Origin of the sequence: Enterobacter ludwigii (genome assembly GCA_023023105.1) — a bacterium.
GTDB classification, from domain to species: Bacteria; Pseudomonadota; Gammaproteobacteria; order Enterobacterales; family Enterobacteriaceae; genus Enterobacter; species Enterobacter adelaidei.
Window position 1 is genome coordinate 3,366,283 of sequence record CP083824.1, and the last position, 22,089, is coordinate 3,388,371.

20 protein-coding genes are annotated in these 22,089 nt (G+C 54.3%); 11 read left to right on the forward strand and 9 right to left on the reverse strand.

Annotated elements, in window-relative coordinates:
* Window positions 1-23: 23 nt before the first annotated feature.
* The 3 genes from LCD46_16320 to dapA all read right to left on the reverse strand — a co-directional run bounded on the left by LCD46_16320 (window position 24) and on the right by dapA (window position 2,776).
* Window positions 24-737 (reverse strand): phosphoribosylaminoimidazolesuccinocarboxamide synthase, encoded by a 714-nt coding sequence (locus tag LCD46_16320; GenBank protein UOY69624.1) that lies wholly within the window; start codon window positions 735-737, stop codon window positions 24-26.
* A gap of 109 nt (window positions 738-846) precedes the next feature.
* Entirely contained in the window at window positions 847-1,881 is a 1,035-nt protein-coding gene (gene bamC / locus LCD46_16325) for an outer membrane protein assembly factor BamC (GenBank protein UOY69625.1), read from the reverse strand.
* 16 nt (window positions 1,882-1,897) lie between these two features.
* Window positions 1,898-2,776 (reverse strand): 4-hydroxy-tetrahydrodipicolinate synthase, encoded by an 879-nt coding sequence (gene dapA, locus LCD46_16330; protein UOY69626.1) that lies wholly within the window; start codon window positions 2,774-2,776, stop codon window positions 1,898-1,900.
* Between the two features lie 145 nt (window positions 2,777-2,921).
* Between dapA and LCD46_16335 the strand changes: the two genes are divergently transcribed.
* Together LCD46_16335 and bcp are read left to right on the forward strand one after the other, a co-directional pair.
* Complete coding sequence (locus tag LCD46_16335) at window positions 2,922-3,491, forward strand: glycine cleavage system transcriptional repressor (GenBank protein UOY69627.1); 570 nt, start codon at window positions 2,922-2,924, stop codon at window positions 3,489-3,491.
* Window positions 3,491-3,961 (forward strand): thioredoxin-dependent thiol peroxidase, encoded by a 471-nt coding sequence (gene bcp / locus LCD46_16340; protein UOY69628.1) that lies wholly within the window; start codon window positions 3,491-3,493, stop codon window positions 3,959-3,961. Before LCD46_16335 ends, bcp begins: the two co-directional genes overlap by 1 nt.
* Before the next feature lie 95 nt (window positions 3,962-4,056).
* Here the strand turns inward: bcp and LCD46_16345 are convergent, their stop codons facing one another.
* Window positions 4,057-5,121, reverse strand: coding sequence for an AI-2E family transporter (locus tag LCD46_16345; protein UOY69629.1), 1,065 nt, complete (start codon window positions 5,119-5,121; stop codon window positions 4,057-4,059).
* Between the two features lie 221 nt (window positions 5,122-5,342).
* Here LCD46_16345 and bepA point away from each other — a divergent pair, with 221 nt between their 5' ends.
* Both bepA and arsC read left to right on the forward strand, forming a co-directional pair.
* Window positions 5,343-6,806 carry a beta-barrel assembly-enhancing protease gene (bepA, locus tag LCD46_16350; GenBank protein ID UOY69630.1) on the forward strand — a complete coding sequence of 488 codons (1,464 nt, stop codon included), beginning with the start codon at window positions 5,343-5,345 and terminating at the stop codon, window positions 6,804-6,806.
* An 18-nt stretch (window positions 6,807-6,824) separates the two neighbouring features.
* The gene (gene arsC, locus LCD46_16355) at window positions 6,825-7,181 is read left to right on the forward strand and encodes an arsenate reductase (glutaredoxin) (GenBank protein UOY69631.1); all 357 of its coding nucleotides are present in this window, start codon (window positions 6,825-6,827) and stop codon (window positions 7,179-7,181) included.
* Here the strand turns inward: arsC and LCD46_16360 are convergent.
* A complete protein-coding gene (locus LCD46_16360) occupies window positions 7,178-8,002 on the reverse strand; it encodes an XRE family transcriptional regulator (protein ID UOY69632.1) in 825 nt (274 codons plus the stop codon). The two genes, arsC and LCD46_16360, sit on opposite strands and share 4 nt — an antisense overlap.
* A gap of 147 nt (window positions 8,003-8,149) precedes the next feature.
* On the opposite strand from LCD46_16360, the gene celB reads away from it, so the two are divergent.
* The 3 genes from celB to LCD46_16375 are packed head-to-tail and all read left to right on the forward strand — an operon-like array spanning window position 8,150 to window position 11,853.
* Window positions 8,150-9,469, forward strand: coding sequence for a PTS cellobiose transporter subunit IIC (celB, locus tag LCD46_16365; GenBank protein UOY69633.1), 1,320 nt, complete (start codon window positions 8,150-8,152; stop codon window positions 9,467-9,469).
* 3 nt (window positions 9,470-9,472) lie between these two features.
* On the forward strand, window positions 9,473-10,429 hold the full coding sequence (locus LCD46_16370; GenBank protein UOY69634.1) for a N(4)-(beta-N-acetylglucosaminyl)-L-asparaginase: 957 nt from the start codon (window positions 9,473-9,475) through the stop codon (window positions 10,427-10,429).
* On the forward strand, window positions 10,429-11,853 hold the full coding sequence (locus LCD46_16375) for a leucyl aminopeptidase family protein (GenBank protein ID UOY72984.1): 1,425 nt from the start codon (window positions 10,429-10,431) through the stop codon (window positions 11,851-11,853). The genes LCD46_16370 and LCD46_16375 overlap by 1 nt, the downstream gene beginning before the upstream one ends.
* 42 nt (window positions 11,854-11,895) lie before the next feature.
* Here the strand turns inward: LCD46_16375 and LCD46_16380 are convergent, their stop codons facing one another.
* From LCD46_16380 to LCD46_16395, 4 genes are all read right to left on the reverse strand, one after another.
* On the reverse strand, window positions 11,896-12,597 hold the full coding sequence (locus LCD46_16380) for a DnaA inactivator Hda (GenBank protein ID UOY72985.1): 702 nt from the start codon (window positions 12,595-12,597) through the stop codon (window positions 11,896-11,898).
* A gap of 95 nt (window positions 12,598-12,692) precedes the next feature.
* Window positions 12,693-13,982, reverse strand: a complete 1,290-nt coding sequence (uraA, locus tag LCD46_16385; protein ID UOY69635.1) for a uracil permease — start codon at window positions 13,980-13,982, stop codon at window positions 12,693-12,695.
* A gap of 83 nt (window positions 13,983-14,065) precedes the next feature.
* Complete coding sequence (upp, locus tag LCD46_16390) at window positions 14,066-14,692, reverse strand: uracil phosphoribosyltransferase (protein ID UOY69636.1); 627 nt, start codon at window positions 14,690-14,692, stop codon at window positions 14,066-14,068.
* Between the two features lie 217 nt (window positions 14,693-14,909).
* Window positions 14,910-16,340, reverse strand: a complete 1,431-nt coding sequence (locus LCD46_16395) for a 6-phospho-beta-glucosidase (GenBank protein UOY69637.1) — start codon at window positions 16,338-16,340, stop codon at window positions 14,910-14,912.
* A gap of 266 nt (window positions 16,341-16,606) precedes the next feature.
* Here LCD46_16395 and purM point away from each other — a divergent pair, with 266 nt between their 5' ends.
* From purM to ppx, 4 genes are all read left to right on the forward strand, one after another.
* A complete protein-coding gene (purM, locus tag LCD46_16400) occupies window positions 16,607-17,644 on the forward strand; it encodes a phosphoribosylformylglycinamidine cyclo-ligase (protein ID UOY69638.1) in 1,038 nt (345 codons plus the stop codon).
* Window positions 17,641-18,282, forward strand: a complete 642-nt coding sequence (gene purN / locus LCD46_16405) for a phosphoribosylglycinamide formyltransferase (GenBank protein UOY69639.1) — start codon at window positions 17,641-17,643, stop codon at window positions 18,280-18,282. The genes purM and purN overlap by 4 nt, the downstream gene beginning before the upstream one ends.
* 204 nt (window positions 18,283-18,486) lie before the next feature.
* Window positions 18,487-20,547 (forward strand): polyphosphate kinase 1, encoded by a 2,061-nt coding sequence (gene ppk1 / locus LCD46_16410; protein ID UOY69640.1) that lies wholly within the window; start codon window positions 18,487-18,489, stop codon window positions 20,545-20,547.
* 3 nt (window positions 20,548-20,550) lie between these two features.
* Complete coding sequence (ppx, locus tag LCD46_16415) at window positions 20,551-22,089, forward strand: exopolyphosphatase (protein ID UOY69641.1); 1,539 nt, start codon at window positions 20,551-20,553, stop codon at window positions 22,087-22,089.

Sequence of the window (22,089 nt, forward strand, 5' to 3'; positions counted from 1 at the left end):
ACATCCTTTGGCAACTGAGGGAGTTAGTCGAGCTTAACGCCTAAACGGTGAGCAACGGCTTCGTACGCTTCAATCAGGCCACCCAGGCTCTGACGGAAACGGTCTTTGTCCATTTTATCCAGAGTTTCTTTATCCCACAGACGGCTGCCGTCTGGTGAGAATTCGTCGCCCAGGACAACTTCACCTTTGAACAGGCCAAACTCCAGCTTGAAGTCAACGAGGATCAGGCCCGCGTCATCAAACAGTTTTTTCAGCACGTCGTTGGCTTTGTAGGTCAGCTCTTTCATACGCGCCAGGTTCTCTTTATTCACCCAGCCGAAGGTTTCGCAGTAAGAATCATTGACCATCGGATCGTGCATGGCATCATTTTTCAGGAACAGGTCGAACAGCGGTGGATTCAGCTCGATACCTTCTTCAATGCCCAGACGCTTCACCAGGGAGCCCGCGGCACGGTTACGAACGACGCACTCAACCGGAACCATATCCAGCTTTTTCACCAGACATTCCGTATCGGACAGCAACGCTTCCATCTGAGTCGGGATACCCGCTTCGGCCAGCTTAGTCATAATGAAGTGGTTGAACTTGTTGTTCACCATGCCTTTACGATCGAACTGCTCAATGCGTGCGCCATCCCCTGCTGACGTATCATTGCGGAACTCGAGCACCAACAGATCCGGGTTTTCCGTGCTGTATACGGTCTTCGCTTTGCCACGATACAACTCAGCTTGCTTCTGCATCTTCATTACTCCTGGTGTGATGATTTGTGTTCAAAACTGGGGATATTATGCCACGCACACGTTTGCGTAGCACTAAAATAAAAAGGGCTGGATTAACCAGCCCTCATATTTATTTGCTGAATGCCGCCTGGAAGACAGCGACCAGCGCATCGTTCTGCGACTGGGTCAGCGTGTGACCTTTCGGATCGATAAACTGCAGACTACTGCGGTTATCAAGGTCGCCTACCTGAATCTTGTAGTCACCGGAGGCAAGCTGAGGATCTTTAGCGCCCAGTTCCTGCCACGCGCTGTCAGACAGCGGCTTATACGTTGCCGTGATGCTGCCGGTTGAACGCGTGCTGTCGGTCACTTTCATGCCCACTTTTTCCAGCGTCGCTGGCAGGCGCTGCCAGGTCTGGTTAAACGGTGCACGAACGACCAGCATTGGCAGACCGGTATCATCCGCACCGCTCTGAACGTCGAACGTCACGCCGTTGCGGCTCTGCGCTGCGTTGGCGGCATCAGTCGCGGTCTTATCCAGACCCGCAGCAATCACGTTCAGCATTTCGGTGCTGTAACGCTGCAGGGAGGATGCATCTGCAACCGGTTTGCCCGCCTGTTCCAGGTTCAACAGCTTAACGTTAACCGCCTGCTGATAACCTTGTGGTTTAACGGAGACTTGATAGCGACCACGGTACTGCTGATCTTCATCCAGACGGTTCCATTCGATCCAGTCGGTGGTTAACGTCTGGCTGGCGTCATCACGTTTATCAATGGTGTAGTTCTTCGACTGAATGACGCTCACCACCTGCGGCCACAGGGTGCTACCGCGCGCGCTCTCAACCATCAGAGACGCCGTATCACCCGTGAACTGAGTACGCGCCCCGTTTACCAGCGCCAGAGGCTGTGCTGGTGGACGAATATCAAGCGCTTTACCGACCAGGCCGCTGCCGTTGGTCACGGGGATATTATAATCGCCGTTTTGAATCGGCAGGATCATACCAGCCGGTGCGTGAAGTTCAGCAAGCGGGGTCGCATCCAGATAGGATTCATCACCGCTCACCTGGCGCTTGTAGCGCGAGTCTGAACTACAGGCAGCGAGCAGCATAACAAGCGAAACACTCGCAACCTTCGCCAGGCGCGACTTCTGTACTGAATAAGCCATCAAATCTCCCTAAACTTTACAGCAAACCGGCATGCTTCAGCGCTGCCTTAACGATTTCACGACCGTGGTCGGTAATCGGTGTCATTGGCAGACGCAGCGTATCGGTTGCTACAAGTCCCAACTCCTTACATGCCCATTTCACAGGGATCGGATTGGGTTCGACAAATAATTTATTGTGCAACGGCATCAGACGCTGATTAATGACACGCGCTTCATCAAAGTGACCCGCTGCTGCCAGTTTGCACATTTCAGCCATATCGCGCGCCGCAACGTTTGCCGTTACGGAGATCACGCCATGACCACCGAGCTGCATAAAGTCCAGCGCGGTCGCATCATCACCACTCAACAGGATAAAGTCGTCTGAAACCAGCTCTTTGATCTGATGAACGCGGCTTAAGTTCCCTGTCGCCTCTTTAATACCGATAATATTTTTTACTTCCGCGAGACGACCGACGGTTTCCGGCAGCATATCGCAGCCAGTACGGGACGGTACATTATACAGAATTTGTGGCAAGTCAGTATGTTCAGCGATGGCTTTGAAGTGCTGGAACAAACCTTCCTGAGTAGGACGGTTGTAGTAAGGGGTTACCGTCAGACAGCCCACAATGCCGCTGTCATTAAAACGTTTGGTCAGACTGATAGCTTCTGCGGTTGCATTAGCTCCTGTCCCCGCGATGACAGGAATACGTCCGTCAGCCAGCTCCAGGGTCAGCATGACCACATCGCCGTGCTCTTCGTGGCTCAGCGTTGCAGATTCACCGGTAGTCCCTACCGAAACGATCGCCGAGGTTCCATTGGCGACATGGTAATCAATCAGCTTCTTCATGCTTGACCGGCAGACATTACCTTTTTCATCCATCGGTGTTACAAGCGCGACAATACTTCCCGTGAACATGAGCCATCCTCTGTGCGAACAAGAGTCTCAATGGTACGTTTGGAACTGTAATAAAAGCAAGCGACCTGAGGCCCTCAGGCGGTTGTATGCATGTTTTTTTTATGCTTTCCTTAGGAAGACTTAACCATGCAAAGGAAGAACAGGTTTGACAACCTCATCACAACATTACCTGGTTATCACTGCGCTGGGTGCCGACAGGCCGGGTATCGTGAACACCATCACCCGTCACGTGAGCAGTTGCGGCTGTAATATCGAAGACAGCCGCCTGGCGATGCTGGGCGAAGAGTTCACGTTTATTATGCTGCTGTCCGGAACATGGAATGCGATTACGCTTATCGAATCTACCCTGCCACTGAAAGGTGCGGAGCTGGATTTGCTGATCGTGATGAAACGTACCACCGCGCGCCCGCGTCCGGCCATGCCGGCGACCGTCTGGGTGCAGGTTGAAGTCCCTGATTCCCCCCATCTGATTGAGCGCTTTACCGCGCTGTTTGACAGCCATCAGATGAACATCGCTGAGCTCGTTTCCCGTACACAACCGGGCGACGAAAGCGCCGTTCCCACGCTCTTTATTCAAATTACCGCACACAGCCCTGCCTCACAGGATGCGTCAAATATCGAGCAAGCGTTCAAAGCCCTCTGTACAGAATTAAACGCGCAGGGCAGTATAAGCGTCGTCAATTATTCGCAGCACGAACAGGATGGAGTTGAGTAATGAATCCACTGAAAGCCGGTGATATCGCACCGAAATTTAGCTTACCGGATCAAGACGGCGAGCAAGTAAATTTGACCGACTTCCAGGGACAGCGTGTTCTGGTCTATTTCTACCCGAAAGCCATGACCCCCGGCTGCACCGTACAGGCCTGCGGCTTACGCGACAACATGGACGAGTTGAAAAAAGTCGGCGTGGAAGTGCTGGGCATCAGCACCGATAAACCAGAAAAACTGTCACGATTTGCCGAGAAAGAGCTGCTGAACTTCACGCTGCTTTCTGACGAAGACCATCAGGTGTGCGAGCAGTTCGGCGTCTGGGGCGAGAAGACATTTATGGGTAAAACCTACGACGGCATTCACCGCATCAGCTTCCTGATTGACGCTGACGGTAAAGTTGAACATGTGTTTGATGACTTCAAAACCAGCAATCACCACGATGTGGTATTGAACTGGCTGAAACAAAGTGCCTGATAAACAGCAAAACGGCAACCCAGGTTGCCGTTTTTAGTGTTTACGCCCTCTCCCGTGGGAGAGGGTCGGGGTGAGGCCATCAGGCCGCACAAAAACTACTTGTCTTCTACCGCCGGCACATCCGGCCAGGCGTGAACCACGGCCTTAATCAGTGTTGCCAGCGGAATGGCAAAGAACACGCCCCAGAATCCCCACAACCCACCAAAAATCACCACGGATAAGATAATCACCAGCGGATGCAGGTTCACCGCCTCTGAGAACAGTACCGGCACCAGCAGATTACCGTCCAGCCCCTGAATAATCAGATACACCGCGAAGCAGCTCCAGAACTCAGTTCCGAGGCCAAACTGGAACAGCGCGACGCCCACAACCGGAATGGTCACCACAAACGCACCGATATACGGAATAAGGACTGAGAGGCCCACCAGCACCGCCAGCAGCAGCGAGTAGTTCAGGCCGAAGATCAGGAAACCAATCCACGTCGCGACCCCGACCACAATCATCTCCAGCACTTTGCCGCGAATGTAGTTGGTGATCTGCTGGTTCATCTCTTCCCAGACCTGCCCTGCCAGCCCGCGATTACGCGGCAAAATGCGCCTGACGGCGTTCAGCATCTGCTCTTTATCTTTGACCAGGAAGAACACCATTAGCGGGACGAGCACGAGGTAAACCGCCAGCGTCAGCAGGCCGACCAGGGAGGCCAGAGAGTATTTCACCACCGAATCGCCCATGGTCATGATGCGGGCGCGCATATTTTCGGCCATCGCGTCGATAATCCCGGCATCCATCAGGGCTGGATAGCGACGCGGTAGCGTGGCGGCAAAATCAGAAAGTTTATTCAACATGCCCGGCATATCGCGGATCAGGTTAATTCCCTGCTGCCAGGCAACCGGCATGACAACAAACGCCATCAGCAGCAGAATGCCGACAAACAACACCAGTACGATACTGGTCGCCCAGCGACGGGAACAGCCGATATGTTCCAGCCGTGCCGTTGGCCATTCCAACAGATACGCCAGCACAATCGCCACCAGCAGGGGGGCGAGAAGACCGCTGAAGAAGAACAGAATGCCAAATCCGGCGACCAGAATAACCAACAAAGCAATGGCTTCCGGGTCGCTGAACCGACGCCGATACCACTGCATTAACATTTCGAGCATACAACCCTTCCCTGAATCGAATGGCGGGAGTGAGAATGTGAATTGTATCTAACTGTCACAAAAAAGACTTTCGCTTTTTGTCTCTCTGTCACGAATCGCAAAAGCCTGATGAATGGGATTTTCTTCATGCTGCAACACGGCTACACTCGCAAGGCAACAGAGATGAACGATATGCCGGTTCATCGGTCAAATTAGCACAACCAACATACAGGACCGTGGTTATGTTCAGGCAGTTGAAAAAAACACTGGTTGCGACACTGATTGCCGCATTGACGGTCGGTCAGGTGTTGCCCGCTTTTGCCGACTCGTCCGATTCATTGCCGGACATGGGCACCACAGCAGGAAGCACGCTCTCCATTGGGCAAGAGATGCAAATGGGCGATTACTACGTTCGCCAGTTGCGCGGTAGCGCCCCCCTCATCAATGACCCGTTACTTGTTCAGTACATCAACGGTCTGGGGATGCGTCTTGTTGCGCATGCCGACTCGGTAAAAACGCCCTTTCACTTCTACTTAATCAATAATGACGAAATCAACGCCTTCGCCTTCTTTGGCGGCAACGTGGTGCTGCATTCGGCATTATTCCGTTACTCCGATAACGAAAGTCAGCTGGCTTCCGTTATGGCGCACGAAATTTCGCACGTCACCCAGCGCCACCTGGCGCGAGCGATGGAAGACCAGAAACGTAACGCCCCGCTGACCTGGGTTGGAGCGCTGGGTTCTATTTTGCTGGCAATGGCCAGCCCGCAGGCCGGGATGGCGGCATTAACCGGTACTCTGGCGGGAACGCGGCAGGGGATGATTAGCTTTACACAACAAAACGAACAGGAAGCGGACCGCATCGGGATTCAGGTGCTGCAACGTTCTGGCTTTGACCCTCAGGCCATGCCGAGCTTCCTGGAAAAACTGCTCGATCAGGCGCGTTATTCTTCCCGTCCACCAGAAATTCTGCTCACCCACCCCTTACCGGAAAGTCGCCTGTCAGATGCGCGTAACCGTGCCAACCAGATGCGCCCGGTCGTGGTCCAGTCGTCGCAGGATTTCTACATGGCGAAAGTGAGAACGCTGGGGATGTACAATTCCGGGCGCAACCAGCTCACCAGCGATCTGCTGGACTCCCTGGCGAAAGGCAACGTGCGAGAAAAGAATGCCGCGCAGTATGGTCAGGCACTACAGGCGATGGAAGCCAGCAAATACGACGAGGCGCGTAAAGCGCTGCAACCCCTTCTGGCCGCCGACCCGAATAACCCGTGGTATCTCGATCTCTCGACGGATATCGATCTGGGGCAGAAGAAAACCACCGATGCCATTAATCGCCTGAAAGGGGCGAAGGACGTCCGTACCAACCCGGTGCTGCAGCTTAACCTGGCGAACGCTTACTTACAGGGTGGTCAACCTGCTGAAGCGGCGACCATTCTGAACCGCTATACCTTTAATAATAAAGACGACCAAAACGGCTGGGATCTGCTCGCTCAGGCGGAAGCCCAACTGGGCAACCGCGATCAGGAGCTGGCGGCGCGTGCCGAAGGCTTTGCCCTGGTGGGACGCCTCGACCAGGCTATTTCTGCACTCAGCAGCGCCAGCGCGCAGGTCAAACTCGGCAGCCTCCAGCAGGCCCGTTACGACGCGCGTATCGATCAGCTTCGCGGCCTGCAACAGCGCTTCAAGCCGTACGAGAAGATGTAATAAAGGAGAATTCACGTCATGACAGACGCCGTAAAAATTTACCACAATCCGCGCTGCTCCAAGAGCCGCGATACCCTGAGCCTGCTGAAGTCTAACGGTATTGACCCGAAAGTGGTGCTCTATCTCGAAACACCACCGGACGCGCAGACGATCCGCCAACTGTTGCACATGCTGGGTATGGGAAGTGCAAGAGAGCTGATGCGCCAGAAAGAAGACTTGTACAAGTCGCTCAATCTGGATGACACCCGTCTCACTGAGGCCGAGCTTGTGCAGGCTATGGTTGAAAATCCTAAGCTGATCGAGCGCCCGATAGTCGTGGCAAACGGCCACGCACGCATTGGACGCCCGCCGGAAGACGTACTCGATATCCTCTAATCCCCCCGCCGCAGCGCGTTCAAAAACGCCTGCGGCGTACTGTCTCCCAGCTTTTTCTGCGCTTTACCCTGGTTATAAAATTCGCACAGCTGAATGAGCAACTCTCCGGCAGGTACATTTTTCACGCGCGGGATAATGTCCTGTAAAGGTGCTGCGACCTGTACAGCGCTGTGTTTTTGCGCATGCACTTTTACGGCGATATCTTGTCCCGGCAGCGTTATGTCAAAACCAAAAGTCTCAATAGATTGTATAAGCGCCGGACACGCTTCAAGTACCGCCTGAACCCAGCGGGTCAGGAGCTGAGGTGATACGCCTGCGTAAAGCCGGGCAAAACACCAGCCGCTCACCGGCTCACGTGCCCACAGCAGGTGTTGCTCCCCACCATCGTCCATATGCAGCGACAAAGGCAGATGATGTAACTCCAGCTGATGCGGCACGATGCCAGCTTTCAGCGCCTTTTTACCCTGCAACGGTGCCCCCTTCTGTGTTGCCGAGGCGGGCTTCAGATAACGGTTCAGGGTCGCTCTGGAAACGGGGATCCCCAGAACGTCATTCACCAGAAGCAGCAACTCATCCAGCGGTGCGCCCAGTATGTCACGCAGCGTATTGACCAGAGTCACCTGCTCTTGTCTCATCGCTTTGTGTATCACTTTTGGCGTCGTATGCTTATCAGAAACCTGTTCGCGATTGCGCCAGCGCCTGACGGTTGTCACCGAGATCCCAAGCTCAACCGCAAGCTCTCTGTCGCTTTTATCAGACTGCTGGAGGTAGCGACGAATACGTGGTGTCGTCGTGGCATTGGCGTGCAGTTTAATTTCCATCGCAAAGCTCCATGAAACTAATCTCATAAGACTTATATAACATCAACGAATGCTTTGTGACCGATTTCACCTTTCGTTCGCCACGCTTCACTGATAATCCACACACATAACATAAACAACACCACTCAATCTTGTACGGAGTTCACAATGAACAATGTTCTGGGATTTCTTGAAGCAAAACTGATGCCGCTGGCGGCCAAAACGGCTCAGCAGCGTCATCTGGGTGCGATTCGCGGTGCCTACGTTTCATTCATGCCATTTATCATCGTCGGCTCTATTCTGCTGGTGATCTCGTCGTTCCCGAATCAAACCTACCAGCAGTTTATGTCTCAGGCCTTTGGTGAAAGCTGGAGTGCCATTATCGAGATCCCGTTTAATGCGGTGTTCTCGACCATGTCGCTGTTCATCAGCTTCCTGGTGGCGTTTCGCCTGGCCGAGCACTACGGTGAAGATCGCATCTCCTGCGGTATTCTGGCGCTGGTCGCCTTCCTGATCCTGACGCCCTTTATCAAAGTGGCTGAAAACGGTGGCATTACCGTGATACCCGTTGAGTGGATTGGCAGTAAAGGGCTGTTTGTGGCGATGATAGGTTCGCTGCTGTGGACGGAGCTGTTCTGCTGGCTGAAGCGCAAAAATCTGGTCATCAAAATGCCGGATGGCGTACCGCCAGCGGTGCAGGAGTCGTTCGCCGCGCTGATCCCGGCGCTGCTGGTGATGATTCTGGTGCTGATTATTCGCATCGTCTTTGAAAATACCCACTACAACACCATTCACCAGTTCATTTATGAAGTCGTTGCTACACCGGTGCGTCACTACGGCACCTCTTACTTTGGCGCGCTGATGACCGTCTTCAGCATCACTATTCTGTGGTCAGTGGGCATTAACTCAGGCTCGATGATCAACGGCATTATTCGCCCGTTGTGGATGGAGAACCAGACCGACAACATCGCTGCTATCCAGGCCGGCACAACCCCGCCGCACATCATCACCGAGCAATTTTTTGACATGATCTGGATGGGCGGCGCAGGGGCAACGCTGTCGCTGGTGATTGCGATGCTCATTTTTGCCCGCAGTAAAAATATGCGCGAAGTCGCACGACTGGGCGCGGGGGCATCGGTGTTCAATATCAACGAGCCAATATTGTTTGGCCTGCCGGTGATCATGAACCCCATAATGCTCATTCCCTTCAATCTTGTCCCACTGGTGCTGGTCACCGTGCAGTATGCAGCAATGAAAATTGGCGCGGTTGCCGTCACTACCGGGGTGTTTATCCCCTGGACGCTGCCTCCCGTCATCAGCGGTTTTATCGTCACCGGACACCTCAGCGGCAGCGTCATGCAGCTTATCAACCTGCTGATTGGCGCCATGCTGTATCTACCTTTCATGCGTATCGTGGACAAACAGTACCGCGCGGCGGAAATTGCCACCGTTACGCAATCCGACACCACCCTTGCAAAACAGGAGTAAAGCATGTGGGGAATTATCGCAACCTGGCGAATGGCGCTTGAAGGAGTAACAGAGTCTGCGTCGGCGCTGGCTGCGGGGAAACCGGTCGCTGCGGCGGTGGTGGATGCCGTAGCGACCGTCGAAGACTTTCCGCTTTATAAATCTGTCGGTTACGGCGGGCTGCCAACGGAGAACGGTGAAGTTGAGCTGGATGCTGCTTATATGGATGGCGACACGCTGGCCTTTGGCGCAGTCGGTAACCTGGTGGATATCGCTAACCCGGTACGCGTGGCCCACGCGCTGAGTCGCCAGCGCTATAACAGCCTTCTGGTTGGCCAGGGTGCTCGGGAATGGGCGCTAAGCCAGGGTTTTGCCAACAAAACCATGCTCACCGACCGGGCAATGCAGCATTACCGCAAACGCTGCCGGGAGACGCTGGACAAGGGCCTGAGTCCCTATGATGGCCACGATACCGTCGGCATTATCGGCCTCGATAAACAAGGTTCGATGAGCGTCGCGACCTCCACCAGCGGGCTATTTATGAAAAAGCGGGGGCGGATTGGTGATTCACCAATAATTGGCTCCGGGTTTTACTGCGACAGTGAAACCGGTGCAGCCACCGCCACGGGCGTCGGTGAAGATCTGATGAAAGGCTGTACCAGCTATGAAATCGTTCGTCGTATGGCGCAGGGAATGTCGCCGCAGCAGGCTGCCGACTCGGTCGTCTTTGAGCTGGAGGACAGACTTATGTCGCGCTTCGGTCGTGTGGGCGATCTTTCCGTCGTTTGCATGAACAACAAGGGCGAATTTGGCGCTGCGACCAACATCAAAACGTTCTCGTTCGTGGTTGCTACCGCTCGCCAGCCTCTTACTGTGTTTCGTACCGAGCGTCTGCATGAGAAGACACATTATCAGGCCGTGGATGAGGAATGGATGCAGGCTTACGCCGCGCGGATCCGCGCGCCGATTGAGGAACAATGATGATTACATATCAGCTTATTACTGCGCTTTCAGATGCGAAGCCGCAGAGCCATTTAATCGCCCGTACCACCTGTAACCTGCTGCCGAAGACAGCGCTTATCGCCGAGATGCGTGACCCGGATTGCATCACGGACACCCGCTTTGGCTGCGCGCCTTTTTCCCGAATCACCCTGCTGCCGGATGCGCTCTGGCACGATAGCCTGACCGAAGAATTACTCACGGCACTGCGCCCACTCCTGGCCTCACCCGCCAGTCCTGATGTGGTACTGGACGTCACGGATATCAACGATGTTGTGCTGGCGCAAGTACTGCGTTTTCTCTTTAATCAGGCACACAGGCTCAGCGACTTAAAGCTAAAGAAAACCAACGAATCAGCGGTACGTCTACAGCATATAACCGCTCTTTGTTTGCCGGAGCAGCAGGACAGACTCGAGGCTATCTTCCACCAGCAGCAGGCCATTGCCCATGGCATGGTGGCGGCACGGCGTCTGGCGGATATGCCATCCGATCGCTGCACGCCTGAGTATGTAGTGGAAGAGGCACAAAAACGGTGTGCCGACTTCCCCGCCCTGCGATGTGAAGTACTCGATGAAACACAAATCATTGAACAAGGTCTGGGGCTGTTGCACGCCGTGGGCAAAGGGGCATCCTGTCCGCCACGTCTGCTGGCCATCCACTATGACGGAGTCACTGAGGGCCCGGTGCGCTGCTACGTGGGTAAAGGCATTACGTTTGATACCGGTGGCTTGTGGCTGAAAGAAGGCGCGGGCATGTATACCATGAAGTATGACATGTGCGGGGCGGCAAACGTGCTGGGGCTGATGCTGACCGTCGCAGAGCTGGCGCTGCCCGTACGCATCATGGGCGTGCTGGCGCTGGCGGAAAATGCCATCGGTCCCGATGCCATGCAGCCCGGTACGGTCGCACGCGCCTGCAACGGCACTACGGTTGAAATCAACAACACCGATGCCGAAGGTCGGCTGGTACTGGCAGATGCGATTGCCTGGGCCAGTAAGAGGCATCCGCAGGCGCGCTATATTATTGATATGGCCACACTCACTGGCGCGGTGGTCAAAGCGCTGGGGTATGAACTGAGCGGATTGATGACGCAGGATGAGCCCCTGCGTCAGGCACTGACCCGCGCGGGTAAACAGAGCGGCGATGAAGTCTGGTCGCTACCGCTGGATGCACGGCTGAAAAAGCAGACCGACAGCGCCATCGCCGATCTCTGCAATACACCAGGCAATAACGCGGCAATCAGTGCCTCGGCGGCGTGGCTGCTACATCACTTTTGTCCACCAACGATCCCGTGGGCGCATCTGGATATCAGCGGCACGGCGCTGTGGCGTGAGAACGGGCGAAGCGTGGCGTCGGGGAGACCAGTTCCGCTGCTGGTGGAGCATTTGTTGAGGGATTGCGTCTGATTGTTTTGCCCGGTTAGGCGCTGCCGCCACCGGGCAAAAAACTTAAAGCTTGAGAATATCTTTCACAAACGGAATCGTCAGCTTGCGCTGGGCGGTAATGGAGGCGCGATCGAGCTGATCGAGCGTATCAAAGAGGGTACGCATTTCACGATCCAGACGCTTGAGCAGAAAACGGCCCACGTCTTCCGGCAGCTCAAACCCACGCTGCTTTGCGCGCAGCTGTAACGCCTGGAGCTTGTCTTCATCCGACAGCGGCTGGAGCTTATAGATTTGTCCCCAGTCCAGACGAGATGCCAGATCCGGCAGCCCCAGATTGAGCTGGCGTGGCGGACGATCGCCGGTGATCAGCAGCCGGGTTTTACCCGACTCCAGAATGCGGTTGTAGAGGTTAAAAATCGCCATTTCCCACGGCTCATCCCCCGCCACGCATTCGATATTATCAATGCAGACCAGTGAGAGATGTTCCATTCCCTCCATCACTTCAGGCACAAACCAGGTACGTTTATCCAGCGGCACATAACCTACCGCATCACCACGCGCAGAAAGCTCCGCACAGGCGGCATGCAGCAGGTGGCTGCGCCCCGCGCCTTCGCGTGACCAGATATAGATGTATCCGCTGTGTTCCTGACGCAGCACGTTTTGCAGTGCAGCCAGTAAAGAGGGGTTATCACCCGGCCAGAAACTCGCGAAAGTTTCGTCGTCAGGGAGATAAAGTGGCAGAGAGAGCTGTGCCGGTCCGTTCAGAAGTACCTCAACCAGATCTTACATAAAATCGGAACGGAGTTTAACACGGAACCAGCAAGGAGAGAACCGGGCGGATCGCCCACCCGGTTTTACGATCAATGTGACGCTTTTTCGCTTTCGTCGGCGTCCAGCACCACCTCTTCCGGGCGGATCACGGAAATCAGCTTGAAAATCAAGCTCAGGCCCACGCCAACGATGGTCGCCAGCGCCATGCCTTTCAGCTCGGCCGCACCGATGTGCACCTTGGCACCGCTCACGCCGATGATCAGGATCACGGAGGTCAGGATCAGGTTCTGCGCTTTGCTGTAATCCACTTTGGATTCAATCAGCACACGAATACCAGACGCTCCGATTACCCCATAAAGCAGCAGAGAAACACCGCCCATCACCGGTACCGGGATGATCTGGATCGCCGCCGCCAGTTTGCCCACACAAGACAGCAGGATAGCAATGATGGCCGCACCGCCGATAACCCAGGTACTGTAGACACGGGTAATGGCCATCACCCCGATGTTCTCACCGTAAGTGGTGTTTGGCGTAGAGCCAAAGAAACCGGAGATAATGGTAGAGAAGCCGTTAGCAAACATAGAACGGTGCAGACCCGGGTCGCGGATCAGATCGCGTTTCACGATATTTGCCGTCACCACCAGGTGACCAACGTGCTCAGCAATCACCACCAGCGCCGCAGGCAGGATAGTGAAGATAGCAAACCATTCAAAGCGTGGTGTATAGAAGGTTGGCAGGGCAAACCAGTGCGCCTGGGCAATTGGCGTGGTATCGACAACACCCATCATAAAGGAGAGCGCATAACCCGCCAGCACCCCGATCAGAATCGGGATAATCGCCATGAAACCACGGAACAGCACGGAGCCAAACACCGTTACGCCCAGCGTCACCAGAGAAATGATAATGGTTTTGGAATCCGGTGACTGACCGTCAGCAGGCAGTAAACCAGCCATATTCGCCGCCACACCGGCCAGTTCCAGACCGATAACGGCAACGATTGCGCCCATCGCCGCAGGCGGGAACATCACGTCCAGCCAGCCAGTACCGGCTTTCTTCACAATGAAGGACACCACGCAGAACAGCACGCCACACATGATAAAGCCGCCCAGCGCCACTTCGTACCCAAGCGGTAGCAGCAACAGGACCGGAGAAATAAAGGCGAAGCTCGACCCCAGATACGCCGGGATTTTGCCTTTACAGATAAAGAGGTACAACAGCGTCCCGATACCGTTGAACAGCAGTACGGTAGCCGGGTTAATGTGAAACAGGATTGGCACCAGCACGGTTGCGCCAAACATAGCGAACAGGTGCTGCAAACTAAGCGGGATAGTCTGTAAAAGCGGCGGTCTTTCACTCACCCCGATAGCACGGCGCGTCATAGTGTTTTCCTCTGAGTAGTATTGTTGGTGTTTTATTCAAAAAAAAGCCGACTATCAAAGTCGGCTTATTTATCGTTATTCGATTACTTAGTACCAAAAATCTTATCGCCGGCATCGCCAAGCCCCGGGATGATGTACCCGTGCTCATTCAGCCCCTGGTCGATAGATGCGGTATACAGCTCAACGTCCGGGTGCGCTTTTTCCAGCGCCGCGATACCTTCCGGTGCCGCAACCAGCACCAGCACTTTAATGCTGCTGCAGCCCGCTTTTTTCAGCAGGTCAATGGTGGCAATCATAGAACCGCCGGTTGCCAGCATTGGGTCAACCACCAGCGCCATACGCTCGTCGATGTTAGACACCAGCTTCTGGAAGTAAGGAACCGGCTCCAGCGTCTCTTCATTACGGTAGATACCGACGACGCTGATACGCGCGCTTGGCACGTGCTCCAGCACACCTTCCATCATGCCAAGACCGGCACGCAGAATAGGCACAACGGTAATTTTCTTACCTTTGATCTGTTCAACCTGCACCGGGCCGTTCCAGCCTTCGATGGTGACTTTTTCTGTTTCCAGATCGGAGGTTGCTTCGTAGGTCAGCAGGCTGCCCACTTCAGAAGCCAGTTCGCGAAAACGCTTCGTGCTGATGTCATGCTCACGCATCAGGCCCAACTTGTGTTTAACGAGTGGGTGTTTCACTTCCACAATCTTCATTCTCTTTCTCCTCTGAGGTGGCATCCGCAAAAAAATCGCGGGATTATACCGCTTTTTTCGGATTAGGCCATACCCATCTTGCTTGACAGCGATCAAGCAAAGATAAAAAAACCGGAGGTATATCTCCGGCTTGAGTGCGAGGTTCTGCCCGGTGGCGCTACGCTTACGCGGGCCTACGGAAAGTGTAGGTCGGGTAAGCGTTAGCGCCACCCGACAATTACAGGTTATCGCCGTTGCTCGCAATCATCTGCTTATACCAGTCGAACGACTTCTTCTTGCTGCGGTTCAGCGTGCCGTTGCCTTCGTTATCTTTGTCGACAAAGATAAAGCCGTAGCGTTTTTTCATTTCGCCGGTACCGGCAGACACCAGGTCAATACAGCCCCACGGGGTATACCCCATCAGGTCAACGCCATCTTCAACCACCGCTTTTTTCATTTCACGGATGTGCGCCGCAAGATAATCAATGCGGTACTGGTCGTTCACCGTGCCGTCGCTCTCCTGCACGTCAATAGCACCAAAACCGTTCTCAACGATGAACAGCGGCAACTGGTAGTGATCCCAGAACCAGTTCAGGGAGTAACGCAGCCCAACCGGGTCAATCTGCCAGCCCCAGTCGGATTTCTGCACATATGGGTTGGAGACCAGGCTCTTGCTCTCGTCGTAATCCAGCTGCGGGTTGTCAGCCGTCGCTTTGGTGGCGAAGGACATGTAATAGCTGAATCCGATGTAGTCCACACATCCCTGCTTAAGTGCGGCTTTATCTTCTTCGGTAATATCCAACGCAAAGCCACGACGCTCAAAGTAGTTGAGCAGGTGCTGCGGATACTTGCCGCGTACGTGAACGTCGGTAAACCAGTAACGACGGTGCATGGCATTCATCGCCATCATCATGTCGTCTGGCGCGCAGGTCAGCGGATAAATCGGGCACATGGCAATCATGCAGCCGATTTGCAGCGACGGGTTAATCTCACGCCCCGCTTTTACCGCCAGTGCACTGGCTACAAGCTCATAGTGCGCGGCCTGGAACATTACCGGCTCACGGTCTTCGCCCGGCTCATACTTCAACCCGGAGTTGGTAAACGGCGCAAAGTCTTCGTGGAAGTTCGCCTGGTTGTTGATCTCGTTAAAGGTCATCCAGTACTTCACTTTGTGCTGATAACGCTGGAAAACCACTTTTGAGAAACGGACAAAGAAATCGATCAGTTTACGGTTACGCCAGCCGCCGTATTCGGTGACCAGATGGAAAGGCATCTCGAAGTGAGAGAGTGTGATGACCGGCTCAATGCCGTGCTTCAGGCACTCGTCGAACAGATCGTCATAGAATTTCAGGCCAGCCTCGTTAGGTTCCAGCTCATCCCCTTTCGGGAAGATCCGCGTCCAGGCTATCGAAGTGCGGAAGCATTTGAACCCCATCTCGGCAAAGAGTTTGATGTCTTCTTTATAACGATGGTAGAAGTCGATGGCTTCATGGTTAGGGTAATTTTTCCCCTGCAACACGCCGTTGGTGATTTCACGCGGCACGCCATGCGCGCCCGCGGTCATGACATCGGCAACGCTAACGCCTTTTCCACCCTCTTTCCAGCCCCCTTCCAGCTGATGCGCCGCAACCGCACCACCCCACAGAAAACCTTCTTTAAATCCTGACATTCTCTTTCCCTCATTCTGCGTTATTTTCTGCAAAAACAATTACAGAAACCGGTTTCATCTGAATGATGTGCAAAGGTGATTCCTGTTGCAAGGAGAAAACCGAAACCGGTTTCATTTTCGTGAACAGACTCAAGTTTGGACACATTGGCAGGCCGCACAGAAAAAAAAATCGTCTCACCGAGAATAGGCTCGCAAACGTTTGCCTGGACTGTTAGAATTGCGCCGATTTTTCTTACTAGCTATGCAATCGCGTGGGGACTTGAGCCGTGACCAACAAAACTTCTCTCAGCTACAAAGATGCCGGTGTTGATATTGACGCAGGTAATGCGCTGGTTGACCGAATCAAAGGTGTGGTGAAAAAAACCCGCCGCCCGGAAGTGATGGGTGGTCTGGGTGGATTCGGCGCACTGTGCGCGCTGCCGCAAAAATATCGTGAACCTGTTCTGGTCTCGGGTACTGATGGTGTAGGTACAAAACTGCGCCTGGCGATGGATTTAAAACGTCATGACACGATCGGTATCGATCTGGTCGCGATGTGTGTGAATGACCTGGTCGTTCAGGGTGCTGAACCGCTGTTCTTCCTCGATTATTACGCGACCGGTAAACTGGACGTGGATACCGCAGCCAGCGTGATTAACGGTATTGCCGAAGGGTGTCTGCAGTCAGGCTGCGCGCTGGTCGGCGGTGAAACCGCAGAAATGCCAGGCATGTATCACGGCGAAGATTATGACGTCGCTGGTTTCTGCGTCGGCGTGGTAGAAAAATCAGAAATTATCGACGGCAGCAAAGTGGCTGATGGTGATGTCCTGATCGCACTGGCATCCAGCGGCCCGCACTCTAACGGCTACTCTCTGGTACGTAAAATCATCGAAGTCAGCGGTTGCGACCCACAGACCACTGAACTGGATGGCAAACCGCTTGCCGATCACCTGCTGGCCCCGACCCGCATTTACGTGAAAAACGTGCTGGAACTGATCGAAAACGTCGACGTTCATGCGATTGCCCACCTGACCGGTGGCGGCTTCTGGGAAAATATCCCGCGCGTTCTGCCGGACAACACCCAGGCAGTGATCGACGAATCCTCCTGGCAGTGGCCGGCCGTCTTTAACTGGCTGCAGACCGCAGGCAACGTCAGCTCTCACGAAATGTACCGCACCTTTAACTGCGGCGTGGGTATGATTATCGCCCTGCCAGCAAGCGAAGCGGATAAAGCGGTTAAACTGCTGACAGAGAAAGGTGAAAACGCGTGGAAAATCGGTACTATTAAAGCTTCCGATTCCGAACAACGTGTGGTCATTGAATGAAAAACATCGTGGTGCTCATTTCCGGTAACGGAAGCAATTTGCAGGCAATAATTGACGCCTGCAAACAGAAGAAGATCAATGGCACCATTCGGGCAGTATTCAGCAACAAGGCCGACGCGTTCGGCCTTGAGCGAGCCCGGGAAGCGAGTATTCCCGCGCACGCGCTGGAAGCCAGCCAGTTCGCCGGGCGTGAAGCCTTTGACCGCGAGCTGGTTCAGGAAATTGATGCCTACGCGCCTGATGTCGTAGTGCTGGCGGGGTATATGCGTATCCTGAGCCCGGCTTTTGTTGAGCATTATGCCGGACGCCTGCTGAATATCCACCCTTCTCTGCTACCGAAGTATCCTGGTCTGCACACCCATCGTCAGGTTCTGGAAAACGGCGATGAAGAACATGGTACCTCCGTGCATTTCGTTACCGACGAACTGGATGGTGGCCCGGTGATCCTGCAGGCGAAAGTGCCGGTCTTTGAAGGCGATAACGAAGAAGACGTGACCGAACGCGTACAGGTCCAGGAACATGCCATTTATCCGCTGGTGGTAAGCTGGTTTGTCGACGGGCGTCTGGAGATGCGCGACGGCGCTGCCTGGCTCGACGGCGTGAAGTTACCCCAGCAGGGTTATGCGGCCGAAGAGTAGTGTGTTATGTCGGGTGGCGCTACGCCTACCCGACTTACAAATTGCATTACCCGATATTCCCTTCTCCAACCCTCTAAAATCCCCAACAAAAAAAATAACTGTCATACTTTTCTGGCACTGTTGGACATATCGTGGAAATGCTCGCCATAATAAGGACGAGACGGATTTACCACGTCCTGTGATTGAACTGGAGTGTGAGCTGTAATGGGTCAGGAAAAGTTATATATCGAGAAAGAGCTAAGCTGGTTAGCATTCAACGAACGTGTACTCCAGGAAGCGGCTGACAAAAGTAACCCGCTTATCGAGCGCATGCGTTTTTTGGGTATTTACTCCAACAACCTGGATGAGTTCTACAAGGTTCGTTTTGCCGAGCTGAAACGGCGAATCATCATCAGCGAAGAACAGGGCCTAAACTCTCACTCGCGGCATCTGCTGGGCAAAATCCAGTCCCGTGTGTTGAAAGCCGATCAGGAATTTGATGGCCTGTATAACGAACTGCTGCTGGAAATGGCGCGCAATCAAATCTTCCTGATTAACGAACGACAGCTTTCCGTTAACCAACAAAACTGGCTGCGCCATTACTTCAAACAGTATCTGCGTCAGCACATCACCCCGATTCTGATCAACCGCGAAACCGACCTGGTGCAGTTCCTGAAAGATGACTACACCTACCTGGCGGTGGAAATTATCCGCGGTGATTCGATCCGCTACGCGCTGCTTGAGATCCCGTCCGACAAGGTGCCGCGCTTTGTGAACCTGCCGCCGGAAACCCCGCGCAGACGCAAACCGATGATCCTGCTGGATAACATCCTGCGCTACTGTCTGGACGATATCTTCAAAGGCTTCTTCGATTACGATGCATTAAACGCCTATTCCATGAAGATGACCCGTGACGCCGAATATGACCTGGTGCACGAGATGGAAGCCAGCCTGATGGAGCTGATGTCTTCCAGCCTGAAACAGCGTTTGACGGCCGAGCCGGTGCGCTTCGTTTATCAGCGTGACATGCCAGACGCCATGGTTGAAATGCTGCGCGAAAAACTGACGATTTCCCGCTATGACTCCATTGTACCGGGCGGTCGCTACCACAACTTTAAAGACTTTATTGGCTTCCCGAACGTCGGCAAAGCCAATCTGGTCAACAAACCGCTACCGCGGTTACGTCATATCTGGTTCGATAAATTCCGCAACGGATTCGATGCCATCCGTGAACGCGATGTCCTGCTCTACTATCCGTATCACACGTTTGAACACGTGCTGGAACTGCTGCGCCAGGCCTCTTTCGACCCGAACGTGCTGGCTATCAAGATCAACATCTACCGCGTGGCCAAAGATTCACGCATCATCGATGCCATGATCCATGCCGCGCACAACGGTAAGAAAGTGACCGTGGTCGTTGAGTTGCAGGCCCGTTTCGACGAAGAAGCCAACATTCACTGGGCTCGTCGTCTGACGGAAGCAGGTGTTCACGTTATTTTCTCTGCTCCAGGCCTGAAAATTCACGCCAAGCTGTTCCTGATCTCCCGTAAAGAGGGTGACGACGTGGTGCGTTATGCCCACATCGGTACCGGGAACTTCAACGAGAAAACCGCACGAATTTATACCGACTACTCGCTGCTGACCGCCGATGCCCGCATCACTAACGAGGTGCGTCGGGTCTTTAACTTTATTGAGAACCCGTACCGTCCGGTAAGCTTCGACTATCTGCTGGTCTCGCCGCAGAACTCGCGCCGCCTGCTGTACGATATGATCGATAAAGAGATCGCCAATGCCCAGAAAGGGCTGTCATCCGGCATTACGCTGAAGCTCAACAATCTGGTCGACAAAGGGCTGGTGGACCGCCTGTACGCGGCGTCCTGTTCCGGCGTACCGGTTAACCTGCTGATCCGCGGTATGTGCTCCCTGATCCCTGAACTGGAAGGCATCAGCGACAATATTCGCGTCATCAGCATTGTTGACCGTTACCTGGAACACGATCGCGTCTATATTTTCGATAATGCGGGTGACAAACAGGTTTACCTCTCTTCTGCAGACTGGATGACACGCAATATTGACTATCGAATTGAAGTCGCAGCACCGCTGCTGGATCCGCGACTGAAGCAGCAGATCCTCGACATCATCGAGATTCTGTTCAGCGATACGGTGAAAGCACGCTATATCGACAAAGAACTCAGTAACCGCTATGTACCGCGCGGCAACCGCCGTAAAGTGCGGTCGCAACTGGCGATTTACGACTATATCAAATCACTCGAGCAACCCGATTAACCTATGCCGATAAATGATAAGACCCCACGCCCGCAGGAATTCGCCGCGGTCGATCTTGGCTCTAACAGTTTCCACATGGTCATCGCCCGTGAGGTGGATGGAGCGCTGCAGATCATCGGTCGTCTGAAGCAGCGTGTACACCTGGCGGACGGTCTTGATGAACGCAGCATGCTTAGCGAAGAGGCAATGGAGCGCGGCCTGAACTGCCTGTCGCTGTTTGCCGAACGTCTGCAGGGCTTCTCGCCTTCCAGCGTCTGCATCGTGGGCACCCACACCCTGCGCCAGGCGCTGAACGCGCCTGAATTTCTCAAGCGGGCCGAAAAAGTGATCCCCTACCCGATTGAGATCATCTCCGGTAACGAGGAAGCGCGTCTGATTTTCATGGGGGTTGAGCACACCCAGCCGGAAAAAGGGCGCAAGCTGGTGATCGACATTGGCGGCGGTTCAACTGAGCTGGTAATCGGCGAAGACTTTGAGCCGCGTCTGGTGGAAAGTCGTCGTATGGGCTGCGTCAGCTTCGCGCAGATGTATTTCCCGGGTGGCACCATCACCCGTGAAAACTTCCAGCGGGCGCGTATGGCCGCCATCCAGAAACTGGAAAACCTCGCCTGGCAGTACCGTATTCAGGGCTGGAATGTGGCGCTGGGCGCATCGGGTACCATCAAAGCGGCCCATGAAGTGCTGCTGGCGATGGGCGAGAAAGACGGGTTTATCACGCCTGAACGCCTGATATTGCTGACTGAAGAAGTGCTAAAGCATAAAAGTTTTGACGCCTTGAGCCTGCCGGGTCTTTCCGACGAGCGTAAAGCGGTGTTTGTGCCGGGTCTGGCTATCCTCTGCGGCGTATTTGATGCGCTGGCCATCAAGGAGCTGCGTCTTTCTGACGGCGCCCTGCGTGAAGGTGTGCTGTATGAGATGGAAGGCCGTTTCCGCCATCAGGATATTCGCAGCCGCACTGCACAAAGCCTGGCAAACCAGTACAACATCGATCGTGAGCAGGCAAAGCGCGTGCTGGAAACGACCGTTCAGATGTACGACCAATGGCAGGAACAAAATCCTAAGCTGGCGCATCCGCAGCTTGCCGCCCTGCTGAAATGGGCAGCAATGCTGCATGAAGTGGGACTGAACATTAACCACAGCGGGATGCATCGCCACTCAGCGTACATTCTGCAAAACAGCGATTTACCAGGCTTCAACCAGGAGCAGCAGACCATGATGGCCACGCTGGTGCGTTATCACCGCAAAGCCATCAAGCTCGACGATCTGCCTCGCTTCACGCTGTTCAAGAAAAAGCAGTTCCTGCCGCTTATTCAGCTCCTGCGTCTGGGCGTGCTGCTTAATAATCAGCGTCAGGCCACCACCACACCGCCAACACTGAAGCTGAAAACCGACGACCACCACTGGACGCTGAGCTTCCCGCACGACTGGTTTAGCCAGAACGCGCTGGTCCTGCTGGACCTGGAAAAAGAGCAGCAGTACTGGGAAGCGGTCACCGGCTGGCTACTCAAAATCGAAGAAGAGAGTGCCGACGTCGCCGCGTAA

Excerpts from the sequence above, each read along its gene's own strand:
- celB (UOY69633.1), top strand. The coding sequence starts at position 8,150 with ATGAACAATGTTCTGGGATTTCTTGAAGCAAAACTGATGCCGCTGGCG.
- bepA (UOY69630.1), top strand. The coding sequence starts at position 5,343 with ATGTTCAGGCAGTTGAAAAAAACACTGGTTGCGACACTGATTGCCGCA.
- dapA (UOY69626.1), bottom strand. The coding sequence starts at position 2,776 with ATGTTCACGGGAAGTATTGTCGCGCTTGTAACACCGATGGATGAAAAA.
- LCD46_16395 (UOY69637.1), bottom strand. The coding sequence starts at position 16,340 with ATGTCAGGATTTAAAGAAGGTTTTCTGTGGGGTGGTGCGGTTGCGGCG.
- uraA (UOY69635.1), bottom strand. The coding sequence starts at position 13,982 with ATGACGCGCCGTGCTATCGGGGTGAGTGAAAGACCGCCGCTTTTACAG.
- ppk1 (UOY69640.1), top strand. The coding sequence starts at position 18,487 with ATGGGTCAGGAAAAGTTATATATCGAGAAAGAGCTAAGCTGGTTAGCA.
- bamC (UOY69625.1), bottom strand. The coding sequence starts at position 1,881 with ATGGCTTATTCAGTACAGAAGTCGCGCCTGGCGAAGGTTGCGAGTGTT.
- upp (UOY69636.1), bottom strand. The coding sequence starts at position 14,692 with ATGAAGATTGTGGAAGTGAAACACCCACTCGTTAAACACAAGTTGGGC.
- LCD46_16375 (UOY72984.1), top strand. The coding sequence starts at position 10,429 with ATGATTACATATCAGCTTATTACTGCGCTTTCAGATGCGAAGCCGCAG.
- bcp (UOY69628.1), top strand. The coding sequence starts at position 3,491 with ATGAATCCACTGAAAGCCGGTGATATCGCACCGAAATTTAGCTTACCG.
- ppx (UOY69641.1), top strand. The coding sequence starts at position 20,551 with ATGCCGATAAATGATAAGACCCCACGCCCGCAGGAATTCGCCGCGGTC.
- LCD46_16360 (UOY69632.1), bottom strand. The coding sequence starts at position 8,002 with ATGGAAATTAAACTGCACGCCAATGCCACGACGACACCACGTATTCGT.
- arsC (UOY69631.1), top strand. The coding sequence starts at position 6,825 with ATGACAGACGCCGTAAAAATTTACCACAATCCGCGCTGCTCCAAGAGC.
- purN (UOY69639.1), top strand. The coding sequence starts at position 17,641 with ATGAAAAACATCGTGGTGCTCATTTCCGGTAACGGAAGCAATTTGCAG.
- LCD46_16370 (UOY69634.1), top strand. The coding sequence starts at position 9,473 with ATGTGGGGAATTATCGCAACCTGGCGAATGGCGCTTGAAGGAGTAACA.
- LCD46_16320 (UOY69624.1), bottom strand. The coding sequence starts at position 737 with ATGCAGAAGCAAGCTGAGTTGTATCGTGGCAAAGCGAAGACCGTATAC.
- LCD46_16345 (UOY69629.1), bottom strand. The coding sequence starts at position 5,121 with ATGCTCGAAATGTTAATGCAGTGGTATCGGCGTCGGTTCAGCGACCCG.